The sequence below is a fragment of the Streptomyces sp. NPDC100445 genome (genome assembly GCF_044759735.1).
GTDB lineage: Bacteria > Actinomycetota > Actinomycetes > Streptomycetales > Streptomycetaceae > Streptomyces.
The window spans coordinates 286,029-299,162 of the sequence record NZ_JBIVZV010000007.1; the positions used below are offsets into that span (position 1 = coordinate 286,029).

Consider the following 13,134-nt stretch of genomic DNA (forward strand, 5'->3'; position numbering starts at 1 on the left):
CCGCCGCTCGCTCGGCCTGCCCGCGGTCTCGCTCGCCTGGGGTGCCTGGGCGGGCAGCGGCGGCATGGCCGACCGGCTCGGCGACACCGACGCCCGACGCGTCGCCTCCGGCGGCGTGCTCGCCCTCGACGCCGAGGCCGGGCTCGCCCTGTTCGACACGGCGGCGGGCCGCGCGGAACCGGTACTGCTGCCGGCCCGCCTGGACCTCGCCCCGCGGGACCCCTCCCGCGTCGCCCCGCTGCTGCGCTCCCTGGTGCGGGCGCCGCGCCGGACCGCACCCGGGGCGCCGGCCGCCACGTCCGCACTGCGCCGGGAACTGGCCGCGCTCGCCCCCGGGGACCGCCCCGGACGGCTGCTGCGGCTGGTCCGCGACGAGGCCCGCGCGGTCCTCGGCATCGAGGAGTTCGAGGACGAACTGCCGTTCAAGGACCTCGGCTTCGACTCGCTGACCGCCGTCGAGTTCCGCAACCGGCTCAACGAGGTCACCGGCCTGAGGCTGACCGCCACGCTCGTCTTCGACCACCCCACACCGGCCGTGCTCGCCGACCACCTCGCCACCGAACTGGCCCCGCGCACCGGGGACGGTCCGCGCGAGGAGGAGGACACCGTGCGGGCCGCGCTCACCGCCATCCCGGTGGCGCGGCTCCGCGAGGCCGGCCTGCTGGACGGCCTGCTCGAACTCGCCGGACTGCGGCCGGTGCCGCAGCCGGCGCCGGACGGCGCGGCCGACAGCGCGTCGATCGACGCGATGGACGCCGAGAGCCTGATCAGCATGGCGCTCGACGATCTCGTCGGGGACGACGACGCCCTGTGACGACGCCCGCGACAAGGAAGAGGACCATGGCCGAGTCCGAGAACCCGGACACCAGGATGCTCGAGGCGCTGCGCGCCTCGCTGAAGGAGATCGAGCGGCTGCGGGAACGCAACCGCGCACTGACCGCGGCGGCCCGGGAACCGGTCGCGGTCGTCGGCATGGCCTGCCGCTACCCGGGCGGGGTCCGCTCACCGCAGGACCTGTGGCACCTGGTCGCGGACGCCGGGGAGGGCATCACCGCCTTCCCCGCCGACCGCGGCTGGGACCCCGACCTGTACGACCCGACGCCGGGCGTGCCGGGCCGCTCCTACACCGGGCGGGGCGGCTTCCTGCACGACGCGGGCGACTTCGACGCCGGCTTCTTCGGCATCGCCCCGAACGAGGCCCTCGTCATGGACCCGCAGCAGCGGCTGCTGCTCGAAGGCTCCTGGGAGGCCCTGGAGAACGCCGGCATCGACCCCGCCACGCTGCGCGGCAGCCGCACCGGGGTGTACGCGGGCGTCATGTACCACGACTACTTCGGCAGCTTCGGCTCCGGCAGCGTCGTCTCCGGCCGGGTCGCCTACACCCTCGGCCTGGAGGGCCCCACCCTCTCCGTCGACACCGCCTGCTCCTCGTCGCTCGTCACGCTGCACCTGGCCGCGCAGGCGCTGCGGCAGGGCGAGTGCACCCTCGCGCTGGCCGGGGGAGTGACGGTGATGGCCTCACCGGGCACCTACGTCGAGTTCAGCCGGCAGGGCGCGCTCTCCCCGGACGGGCGGTGCCGCTCCTTCGCCGACGACGCGGACGGCACCGGGTTCTCCGAGGGACTGGGCGTCCTGGTCCTGGAGCGGTTGTCGGACGCGCGGCGCAACGGTCACGAGGTGCTGGCGGTGGTGCGGGGTTCCGCGGTGAACCAGGACGGTGCGTCGAACGGTCTGACGGCGCCGAACGGTCCGTCGCAGCAGCGGGTGATCCGGCAGGCGTTGGCGTCGGCCCGGTTGTCGGCGGCGGACGTGGACGTGGTGGAGGCGCACGGGACGGGGACGACGCTGGGAGATCCGATCGAGGCGCAGGCGCTGCTGGCGACCTATGGTCAGGACCGGCCGGTGGAGCGGCCGTTGTGGTTGGGTTCGGTGAAGTCGAACATCGGGCACACGCAGGCGGCGGCGGGTGTGGCGGGTGTCATCAAGATGGTGATGGCGATGCGGCACGGGACGCTGCCGAGGACGCTGCACGTGGACCGCCCCTCGACCGAGGTGGACTGGGACGCGGGGCGGGTGCGGCTGCTGACCGAGGAGCGGGAGTGGCCGGTACTGGACCGTCCGCGCCGGGCGGGTGTCTCCTCCTTCGGCATCAGCGGCACCAACGCCCACGTCATCCTCGAACAGGCGCCCGCGGCGGACCCGGCGGACACCGAAACGGACGCCCCCGCCGTCGTCTGGCCCCTCTCCGCCCGCTCCGCCCCGGCCCTCCCCGCACAGGCCGAACGGCTGCACGCGTTCCTGGCGGACCGTCCCGAGCTGCACCCGGCGGCCGTCGCCCGGGCGCTCGGCACCCGGCGCACCGCCTTCGACCACCGTGCCGCCGTCACCGGCACCGACCGGGCGGAGCTGCTGGCCGGTCTGCGCGCCCTCGCCACCGGGACGCCCGCGCCCGCGGCCACCGCCGGCCGGGCCCGGGTCGGCACCCGGACCGCCTTCCTGTTCAGCGGGCAGGGCGCCCAGCGCCTCGGCATGGGCCTCGAACTGCGCGCCGCGTTCCCGGTGTTCGCCGCCGCCTTCGACGCGATCGACGCCCGGCTGGGCCTGGACCTGGCCCGGGTGCTGGCCGGCGACGACCCCGACGCGCTCCACCGCACCCGGTACGCGCAGTCGGCGCTGTTCGCGTATCAGGTCGCCCTGTTCCGCCTGCTGGAGTCCTTCGGTCTCCGGCCCGACCTCCTGGCCGGTCATTCCGTCGGGGAGATCGCCGCCGCCCATGTCGCGGGCGTCCTCGACCTGGACGACGCCTGCACCCTGGTCGCCGCCCGCGGCCGGCTGATGCAGGCGCTGCCGGAGGGCGGCGCGATGGTCGCCGTACAGGCCACCGAGGACGAGGTACGGCCGCTGCTGGACGACCGGGTGGGGCTCGCCGCGGTCAACGGGCCGTCCTCGGTGGTCCTGTCCGGCGAGGAGGCGGCGGTGCTCGCCGCCGCGGAGGGCTTCGCGAAGACCAGGCGGCTCACCGTCTCGCACGCCTTCCACTCGCCCCTGATGGACCCCATGCTCGACGCGTACCGGGCCGTGGCCGAGAAGCTGACCTTCCACGCGCCGCGCGTCCCGCTGGTGTCCACCCTCACCGGCCGCCCCGCCGGGGACGAACTGCGCGACCCGGGCTACTGGGTGCGGCACGTGCGGGAGACGGTCCGGTTCGCCGACGCCGTCGCCGCCCTCACCGCCGCGGGCGCCAGCCGCTTCGTGGAACTCGGCCCCGACGCCGTCCTCACCGGCCTCGCCCGCGCGTGCCCGGACACCGAAGACGCGCTCCTGGTCGCTCTCGGCCGACGCCACGGCGCCGAACCCGCGACCCTCATGGCGGGCCTCGCCCGGCTGTACACCGACGGCCTCGCCCCCGACTGGGCCGCGCTCTTCCCCGGTACGGCCCGCGTCGAACTGCCCACCTACGCCTTCCGGCACGCCCGGTACTGGCTCGACGCGGACGTGGCCCTCACCACCGGCGCCCTGACCGAACCCGTGCCGCCCGCCGCGACCGGACACGCCGACGCCGGGCCGCTGCGGCAGCGGCTGGCCGATGCCCCACCGGCCGAGCAGGAGGCGCTGCTGACCGACGTGGTGCGGGCCCAGACCGCCGCGATCCTCGGCCACACGGGTGCGGAGGCCGTCGAACCCGACGCCGTCTTCCTGGAGATCGGCATGGACTCCGTCTCCGCCGCCGAACTCCGCGCCGCCCTCGGTACCGCCCTGGGCACCACCCTGCCGGCCGGTGCCGTCTTCGACCACCGCACCCCGGCCGCCCTCGCGGCCGTCCTGCGCGGACACCTGGCCGGCGGCGGCACGCGCCCGGCCGGCGCCGACGACCTGGAATCGGTCGGCGGGCTGGTGCGGCGCGCGGCGGCGGACGGGCGGATGGCCCAGGCCATCGAGCTGCTGCGGGCCGCCGCCGGCATCCTCCCCGGCTTCTCCGGCCTGGCCGAGACCGGCGGCATCACCGACCCGGTGCGGCTGGCCGCCGGCGACGCCTCCCCGCGGCTGGTCTGCCTGCCGTCACCCATGGCGCTCGGCGGCGCCCACCAGTACGCCCGCTTCGCCCGGCACTTCCAGGGCCGCCGGGAGGTCCTGGTGCCCGCCATGCCCGGCTTCGTCCCCGGAGAGGCACTGCCGCTCTCCGTGGACGCGGTGCTGGAGGTGGTCGTCGAGGGCATCCGCCGGGCCTGCCCGGACGAGCGGCCGTACGTACTCGTCGGCTACTCCTCCGGCGGACAGTTCGCCCACGCGGCGGCCGAACTCATGGAGAAGGCCGGACAGCCGGCCTCGGGGGTGGTGCTGCTGGACACCTACCTGCCCGGGGACGACGGCAAGGACGGGCTGTGGCGGCAGATGTTCGACGGCATGCTGGAGCGCGAGTCGTCCCTCGGCGGCTTCGGGACCGCCCGCCTCGCCGCGATGAGCCGCTACAGCGACCTGATCCAGCACTGCCTGCCCGGCGCCCTGTCCGCGCCCGTGCTGTTCGTGCGGCCCACCGAGTCCTTCGCCACCGGCACCGACGACTGGCGGGCGGTCTGGCCGCAGGAACACCACGCGGTGGAGGTGCCCGGCACGCACTTCACGCTGCTGGAGGACTTCGCGGCGGCCACCGCCGAGGCGGTCGACTCCTGGCCGGCCGCGTCACCGGCCGCCCGGACCGTCTGAGCGCCGCTCCCCGAGCCGGAACCCCCCGAAAGGGGAACCGGTGTCGGACATGCTCCGGCGCGGGCGGCTGAAAAGCCGCCCGCGCCGCTTATTTCGCTTACTCGCCGACCTCACGGAAATGCGCCAACCAGGCCCTGATATCGCATCGGATACTGTCCGGTTCCACACCTAATCGCAACGCGACTTCGTCGGCGGCCAATTCCGGTCGCCAGTCGCTGCGCCGGAGCGCCAGCCACATCGTCGTGCCACGTGGGCCGCACCGATGCCGCTTCCCGGTGCGCTGCGAGAACAACTCCAGATAACCGTCGGGCCGGACATCGGCGGTCAGCTCGTGCTCAGGCCTCCTGGCCATATGACTTCCCATCTTTCGGGGATTCCTCGGTCGGCTTCGACGGTACCCTCAGCAAGGCCCCGGGACACGGGTGGCAATCGGCCCTTTCCAAGGGAGTCGAATGTGCGGACAAGGTGGTGACATCACCGCACAAATATCACCGGGAAACTGTCGAAACCTGGCCCGGAGAGGTAGAGAAACCTCTACCTCGAACCGACCGGTCAATGCCAATGTGCCGCGGCCGCGGTGTTCCTAATGTGGTCCGCAGACACCGCGTGAGAGCGCGTCATCTCGTAGGGGAGCCCCGAGTGCACACTTCACAGGACCTCCGTCGGACGGAGGCGGTACGGCTGGACGCCGTCTCCAAGACCTACGGGCGGGGAGACAGCCAGGTGGCCGCGCTCCGCGCGCTCAGCGTGAGCTTCGCCGACGGCACCTTCACCGCGGTGATGGGCCCGTCCGGATCCGGCAAGAGCACCTTCCTGCACTGCGCCGCCGGACTGGTCCGGCCCACCTCCGGCACGGTCACCGTCGGCGGCACCGACCTGGCCGGCCTGGACGACACCCGGCTCACCAAGCTGCGCCGCGACCGGGTCGGCTTCATCTTCCAGTCGTTCAACCTGCTGCCGGCGCTGACCGTCATGCAGAACATCACCCTGCCGTCACAGCTGGCCGGACAGCGCCCCGACAAGAGCCTGATCCGCACCGTCGTCCAGCGCGTCGGCCTGTCCGACCGGCTCGGCCACCTGCCGTCCGAGCTCTCCGGCGGCCAGCAGCAGCGCGTCGCCATCGCCCGCGCCCTGGTGACCCGCCCCGCCGTGGTCTTCGCCGACGAGCCGACCGGCGCCCTCGACACCCGCACCGCCGCCTCCGTGCTCGGCCTGCTGCGCGAATCCGTGGACACCGCGGGCCAGACGCTGGTCATGGTCACCCACGACCCGGTCGCCGCCTCCCACGCCGACCGCGTGGTCTTCCTCGCCGACGGCGCCTTCGCCGGCGAACTGCACCGGCCGACGGCCGACGCGGTCGCCGCCCGTATGACCAGGCTCGGCGCCTGGGAGGACGACGGCCGGCAGCAGAGCGCGCCGCAGCACTCGGGAGGACGATACTGATGTGGCGCCTGGCACTGCGCACCCTGAAGTTCCGCCGGACCAGCTTCGTCGCGACCTTCCTCGCCATGTTCCTCGGCGCCGCCATCGTCATCGGCTGCGGCGGCCTGATGGAGACGGGCGTCCGCATGGCGGCCGACCCGCAGCGCCTGGGCGGCGCCCCGGTCGTCGTCACCGGTGAACAGAGCTACGACTCCAGCGCGCTGACCGAGCGGCACCGCATCGACGCCGGCCTGGTCGGCGAGGTGGCCAAGGCCCGCGGTGTGCGCGCGGCCGTTCCCGACGTGTCCTTCCCGGCCACCGTCCTCAAGGACGGCAGGCCGGTGACCGGCGAGTCCGCCTCGTACGGCCACGGCTGGGCCGGCGCCCGGCTCACCCCCTATACCCTCGCCGCCGGTAAAACCCCCGTCGCCGGCGGCGAGGCCGTGCTCGACGCCGGACTCGCCCGGCGGGCCGGCGCCCGCCCGGGGTCCTCGGTCGACATCGTCGTCCGGGGCACCACCCGGCACTTCCGGGTCAGCGGCATCGCCGAGCAGCACGGCGACCACAACCCCGACGCGGCCGTGTTCTTCACCGAGGACGAGGCACGCGCCCTCGGGGGCGGCCGGATCGACTCCATCGGTGTCGTGCCCGCGCCGGGCACGAGCGTCGCCGCCGTCGCCGACGCGGTCCGCACCACCGTCGGTGACCGCGCCGAGGTGCTCACCGGCGAACGCCGGGGGCTGGCCGAGCTGCCCGGCACCCTCTCCAGCCGGCGCACCGTCGTCATCCTCTCGGCGGTCTTCGGCTCGTCGGTCGTCCTGATCGTGATGTTCGGCGTCGCCTCCACCCTCGGCCTCTCCCTCCAGCAGCGGGCCCGCGAGATGGCCCTGCTGCGAGCCGTGGGGTCCACCCCGAAGCAGCTGCGCCGGATGATCCTCACCGAGACGGCCATGCTGTCGGTGGGGTCCGTGCTCCTCGCCCTGCTGCCCGGATACGCCATCGGGCGGCTGCTGTTCGCGGTGCTGACCGGCAGCGGCGTGGTGTCGTCGGAGATCGTCTACCACGCCGGCTGGATGCCGATGGCGGTCGGAGCGGCCGTCACCGTCCTCGCCGCGGCCGGCGCCACCCGCTTCGCCGGACGCCGGGCCGCCCGCACCGAACCGGTCGCCGCGCTGGCCGAAGCCGCCGCCGCCACCCGCTGGTTCAGCGTGCCCCGGCTGGTGCTCGCGCTGTTCTTCCTCGTCAACGGCATCGGCCTGGCCGTCGCCACCGCCACCGTGATGGAGGACGGCCCCACCCTCGCCAGCACCGCCGGACCCGCCTCCGTGCTGTTCGGCATCGGCCTCACCCTGCTCGCCCCCGGCCTGACCAAGGCCCTGGTGACCCTGCTCCGGCTGCCCGTCCGGCTGCTGTCCGGGCTCTCCGGCAACCTCGCGCTGCGCAACGCCGCCACCGCCAACGTCCGCATGGCGGGCGCCGTCGCGCCGATCGTCCTGCTCATCGGCATCGCCACCGGCACCCTGTACATGCAGTCCACCGAGGACCACGTCTCCCGGACCTCCTACGACCGCAACATCCTCGCCGACTACGTCATCGACTCCTCGACCGGCGGGTTCGCGCCCGGCGTCGTCGACACGGTCCGCGCCACGCCCGGGGTGGCCGCGGCCTCCGAGTTCGTCACCAGCCGCGGCTTCGTGGACCGCCCGGACGGCCCCGCCGACGTCGACCTGCGCGGCGTCTCCGCCGACGGGGTGCGCCAGAGCCTGGACCTCCCCGTCGTCGCCGGTTCGCTCGGCGGCCTGCACGGCGACACGGTGGCCCTGTCCGAGAAGAAGGCCCGCGCATACGGCGTGCGGGTCGGCGACCGGCTGCCGATGCACTTCGGCGACGGCACCGCCGTACACCCCACCGTCGTGGCTCTCTACACCGACAACCCCAAGCAGCAGTACCTGACCCTGCCCGCCGCGGCCCTGGCCCCGCACACCGGTGACGGACTGCCGCACCAGATCCTGGTCCGCGCCGCGCACGGCGGCGGCACCGAGGTGCACGACCGCCTCGCCGCGCTGACCGCCCGGCTGCCCGGCGCCGAACTGGACGACAGCTCCTCCCTGGCCGGCCGGAACAACCAGATCCAGCAGATCCTGGTGTCCGCGAACTACACCATCGTCGCCATGATCGTCGGGTATGCCGCGATCACCGTCGTCAACACCCTGGTGTCCGTCACCCGCAAACGGCGCGCGGAGTTCGGCCTCCAGCGGCTCACCGGCGCCACCCGCGGCCAGGTGATCGGCATGCTGACCGTCGAGGGCGTGCTCATCGGGGTGGTCGCCACCGTCCTCGGCACCCTCGCCTCCGCGATGACGATCGTCCCCTACAGCCTCGTCAAGAGCGACTCGTACCTGCCGTCCGGGTCCATCGGCATCTACCTCGCCATCGTCGGCGGGTCCGCGCTGCTGGTCTTCGGCGCCACCCTGCTGCCCTCCTGGCGCGGGATGCGCAACCCCGCCGTGGACGCGGTGCAGGCCGCGTGACCCATCCCCTGGCCGGGCCGCCCCCGGCACCCACGGGCGGGCACGGTCCCGCCACGACCGGCGGCCGGGGATGGGAACATGAGGACATGAAGACTGTGCCGGTCACGTGGCGCGGCCGAGTCGGCCGCGCCACCCTGGACACCCTGGTCGGCGTGGCCATCGCCACCGGGGCCCTGCTGTCGATCGTCCTCTTCGTCACCACCGCCTACTTCATCGTCCTGTGCCTGATCGGCATCGGCTTCCTCGCGCTGCCCTACCTGACCCGGTACGTGCGCCGGCTGTGCGACCTCAACCGGCGGGCGGCCGCACGCTACGGCGTCCCGGTGGAACGGCCCTACCGGCCCGAACCGGAGGAGATCGAGAAGGACATCGTCGGCTGGATGCGCCGCTGCAAGTGGATCCTCGCCGACCCCGCGACCTGGCGGGACCTGCTGTGGCTCCTGCTCAACTGCGTCGTCGGACTCGTCGGTTTCGTGCCGGCCGCGCTGCTCTACTACGCGGGGGAGGGCCTGTTCCTGGCCTGCGGCCTGTGGCGGCCCCTCGCGGCCGACGGACAGGGCCGTTGGTACGCCTCCGTCACCGTCGACAGCTGGCCGGCCGCCCTCGTCGCCGGAGCGCTGGCGCTCGTCGTGCTCACCGGCTGGCTGCTCCTCGGCCCGCTGGTGCTCAAGTGGTACGCCTACTTCGTCCGGTACCTGCTCGGTCCGACCCGCGGCTCGCGACTGGCCTCGCGGGTGCAGCACCTGTCCGAGACCCGCTCCGGGGCCCTCGACATCCAGGCCGCCGAACTGCGCCGCATCGAACGCGACCTGCACGACGGCGCACAGGCCCGGCTGGTCAGCCTCGGCCTCCAACTCGGCGCCGTGGACCGCACGATGAACCAGGACCCCGAGGAGGCCCGCCGGCTGCTGCGGCAGGCCCGCACCTCCTCCGTGCAGGCCCTGCGCGAACTGCGCGGCCTGGTCCACGGCATCCATCCGCCGGTCCTCGCCGAACGCGGCCTGGCCGACGCCCTGCGCGCGCTCGGCCTGGCCAGCCCGCTGGACGTCACCGCGGTGGTGGACCTCCCCGGCCGGCTGCCCGACCCGGTGGAGTCCGCCGTCTACTTCGCCGTCTCGGAGCTGCTCGCCAACGCCCTCAAGCACGCCGACGCGCGGGGCGTGGAGATCGTCGCCTGGTGCGAGGGCGACACCCTGCACGCCCGCGTCACCGACGACGGCCGCGGCGGCGCCGACGCCTCCGCCGGGAGCGGGCTCGCGGGCATCCGGCGGCGGCTGGCATCCTTTGACGGGCTCCTGGAGATCAACAGCCCTCCGGGCGGCCCGACCGTGATCGAGATGGAGCTGCCGTGCGCGTTGTCCTCGCCGAAGACCTCTTCCTCCTGAGGCAGGGGATCATCCAACTGCTGGAGGCGTACGGCTGCGAGGTGACCGCGGCGGTCGACAACGGCACCGACCTCGCCGCGGCGCTCGCCGAACACCGGCCCGACGTGGCCATCGTCGACGTACGGCTGCCGCCCACCTTCACCACCGAGGGCCTCCAGGCCGCGCTGCGGGCCCGCCGGGAGCAGCCCGGCCTGCCGATCCTCGTCCTCTCCCAGCACGTCGAGCAGATGTACGCCCGCGAACTGCTGGCGGACGGCACCGGCGGCATCGGCTACCTGCTGAAGGACAGCGTCCTGGACGACGAGCAGTTCATCGACGCCGTACGCCGGGTCGCGGCCGGCGGTACGGCCATGGACCCCGTCGTGGTCGCCCAGTTGATGACCAGTCACTCCCGGGACGAACCGCTGGCCGCGCTCACCGCGCGGGAACGCGAGGTGCTGGGACTCATGGCCGAGGGCTGCTCCAACACGGCGATCGCCCAGCGGCTCACCATCACCGAGGGCGCGGCGGCGAAGCACATCTCCAACATCTTCACCAAGCTGACGCTGCCGCCGTCGAGCGACAGCAACCGCCGGGTGCTCGCGGTGCTCGCCTACCTCAACGCCTGAACCGCGCACCCCGGTTGGGGCGAGTAGGGGTGGCCTGCCGTGGCCCGCGCGCGTGAGACTGCTGGGGCCCCGGCCGCGCCCCGCGCCGCGCGGCGCACCGCCTGGAAGGGAAACGTCCGCCCCATGACCACGCTCACGGACCACGACCGCCTCTGGATACGCCGCTACCACCCCCGCCCCGACGCGGCGGTCCGGCTCGTCTGCCTGCCGCACGCGGGCGGCTCCGCGACCTTCTACCACCCGGTCTCGGCGGGCATGCCGGCGTCCGTGGACGTGCTCGCCGTGCAGTACCCGGGCCGCCAGGACCGCCGCACCGAGCCGTGCGCCGAGAGCATCGCGGAACTGGCCGACCACGTCACGTCCGTGCTGCTGCCGTGGGCCGACCGCCCGCTGCTCCTCTTCGGGCACAGCATGGGGGCGACCCTCGGCTTCGAGGTGGCCCGCCGGCTGGAACGCGACCACGGCGTCGTCCCGCACGGGCTGTTCGCCTCCGCCCGCCGCGCCCCGTCCTGCCCGCGCGACGAATCCGTCCACCTGCGCGACGACGACGGACTCGTCGAGGAGATGCGGCAGTTGAGCGGGACGGACTCGGCGATCCTCGACGACGTCGAACTGATCCGGATGGCCCTGCCCGCGATCCGCGCCGACTACCGCGCCGCGGAGACGTACGTCTACGAGCCGGGGCCGAAGCTGCGGTGCCCCGTCGTCGCCCTGGTCGGCGACGACGACCCCAAGGTCACCGTGGACGAGGCCCGCGCCTGGTCACGCCACACGGACGCGTCGTTCGGGTTCCACGTCTTCCGGGGCGGCCACTTCTACCTCACGTCCCACCAGCGGCAGGTGCTCGACCTCCTGGCGGAGCACGCGACACAGCCGTGAACCGCCGCCCCCGGGGGGCATGCGGTGCCGTCCAGGTCCGTGTCGGACCGGCACCGCCGGGCGGCGCCCCGCTCACCGCGCTGGACGTGATGACGGCGGCGGGGGCGTATCAAACGCTCCCGCCGCCGTCGTGTCCGCCGGGGTGTCAGTCGTGCACGCGGATGGTGCGCGACGGGCACAGGTCGGCGGCTTCGAGGACCTGCTCGCGCAACCCCTCGCCGGGCTCCTCCCGCAGGACCGTCACCAGGCCGTCGTCGTCCTGGTTGAACACCTCGGGGCTGAGGAGCACGCACTGGCCGGAGCCGACGCACCGGGCGCGTTCGGTGGTGACACGCATGACGGGGAGTCCGTTCGGGTCGGCCGTCACCAGGTGACGGGGAGTTCGTAGACGCCGTAGACCATGGCGTCGTCCTTGAACCGCAGCTCCTCCGGCGCGGCGGCCAGCCGGAGGCCGGGCACGCGGCGCAGCAGCGTGCCGTAGACGGTCTCCAGCTCGACCCGGGCGAGGTTCGCGCCGATGCACTGGTGGATGCCGTAGCCGAACGCCAGGTGGCCGCGGGCCTCCTTGCGGTGGATGTCGAGGGTGTCCGGGTCGGGGAAGACGGACTCGTCGTGGTTGGCCGCGTTGTTCAGGGCGAGGATGCCCTCGCCGGCGCGGATGGTGACGTCACCGACCTCGATGTCCTCCGCCGCGACCCGGGCGGTGCCGGAGTCGGAGATGGAGAAGACCCGCAGCAGCTCCTCGACGGCGTTGGGAAGCAGGGCGGGGTCGGACCGCAGCTCGGCCATCTGTTCCGGGTGCCGCAGCAGGGCCAGCACCCCGAGGGCGATCATGTTGGCCGTCGTCTCGTGGCCGCCGACCAGCATCAGCCGTGCCATCGTCACCACGTCGGTGTGGTCGGCGATCCGCTCGGTGCGGTTCTTCTCCAGGAAGCGGCTGATGAGGTCGTCGCCCGGCTCCTTCTCCTTCAGGGTGACGAGCCCGTCGAGGTAGGTGTCCAGGGCCTGCACGGCCGCCCCGTACTCCGCCGGGCTCAGCTCGTGGTTCATCATCGCCGCCGACCACTCCTCGAACCGGGCGTGGTCCTCGTAGGGCACGCCGAGCAGTTCGCAGATCACCAGCGAGGGCACCGGCAGCGCGAGGGCGGTGACCAGGTCCACCGGGCCGCCCGCCGCCAGCATCGCGTCGACGTGCTCGTCCACGATCTGCTGGATCCGCGGGCGCAGCTCCCGCACCCGGCGGGCGGTGAACTCCGGGATGAGCATGCGGCGTTGCGCGGTGTGCTCCGGCGGATCCTGGTTCAGCATCATCAGCCGGACCTGCGCCAGCAGTTCCTCGGGAATGTGGAACTGGTGCGGGTAGCCCGGCATCTTCAGGTTGGAGCTCACCCGGCCGTCGCCCAGTACCTGCCGGACGTGCTCGTGCCGGGTGACCAGCCAGGTCGGCTTGCCGTTCACCTTCAGGGCGGCGCGCGAGACCGGGTTCTCCGCGCGCATCTCGGCGTACTCGCGCGGCTCGCTGAAGGGACAGGTGCGTCGCATCGGGAACTGGGGGAGCGGCGACCCGGTCTCGGGCGCGGCGTCGGCGGACTGGGTCATGGGTGC

General features: G+C 73.7%; 8 protein-coding genes. 6 read left to right on the top strand and 2 right to left on the bottom strand.

Features of this window, described 5'->3' with window-relative positions:
- Positions 1-45 precede the first annotated feature (45 nt).
- The 6 genes from ACIQVT_RS19345 (at position 46) to ACIQVT_RS19370 (ending at position 11,529) form a co-directional block, all read left to right on the top strand.
- Complete coding sequence (locus ACIQVT_RS19345; RefSeq protein WP_403754919.1) at positions 46-4,704, top strand: type I polyketide synthase; 4,659 nt, start codon at positions 46-48, stop codon at positions 4,702-4,704.
- Positions 4,705-5,343: 639 nt separating this feature from the next.
- Entirely contained in the window at positions 5,344-6,147 is an 804-nt protein-coding gene (locus ACIQVT_RS19350; protein ID WP_403754708.1) for an ABC transporter ATP-binding protein, read from the top strand.
- Positions 6,147-8,657, top strand: a complete 2,511-nt coding sequence (locus ACIQVT_RS19355; RefSeq protein ID WP_403754711.1) for an FtsX-like permease family protein — start codon at positions 6,147-6,149, stop codon at positions 8,655-8,657. The genes ACIQVT_RS19350 and ACIQVT_RS19355 overlap by 1 nt, the downstream gene beginning before the upstream one ends.
- 86 nt (positions 8,658-8,743) lie before the next feature.
- Positions 8,744-10,042, top strand: coding sequence for a sensor histidine kinase (locus ACIQVT_RS19360; RefSeq protein WP_403754714.1), 1,299 nt, complete (start codon positions 8,744-8,746; stop codon positions 10,040-10,042).
- Positions 10,006-10,650, top strand: coding sequence for a response regulator (locus ACIQVT_RS19365; protein ID WP_403754717.1), 645 nt, complete (start codon positions 10,006-10,008; stop codon positions 10,648-10,650). Before ACIQVT_RS19360 ends, ACIQVT_RS19365 begins: the two co-directional genes overlap by 37 nt.
- Positions 10,651-10,773: 123 nt before the next feature.
- Positions 10,774-11,529 (top strand): thioesterase II family protein, encoded by a 756-nt coding sequence (locus ACIQVT_RS19370; protein WP_403754720.1) that lies wholly within the window; start codon positions 10,774-10,776, stop codon positions 11,527-11,529.
- A 145-nt stretch (positions 11,530-11,674) separates the two neighbouring features.
- Here the strand turns inward: ACIQVT_RS19370 and ACIQVT_RS19375 are convergent, their stop codons facing one another.
- On the bottom strand, positions 11,675-11,866 hold the full coding sequence (locus tag ACIQVT_RS19375; protein ID WP_403754723.1) for a ferredoxin: 192 nt from the start codon (positions 11,864-11,866) through the stop codon (positions 11,675-11,677).
- 26 nt (positions 11,867-11,892) lie between these two features.
- A complete protein-coding gene (locus ACIQVT_RS19380; protein WP_403754726.1) occupies positions 11,893-13,128 on the bottom strand; it encodes a cytochrome P450 in 1,236 nt (411 codons plus the stop codon).
- Positions 13,129-13,134 lie beyond the last annotated feature (6 nt).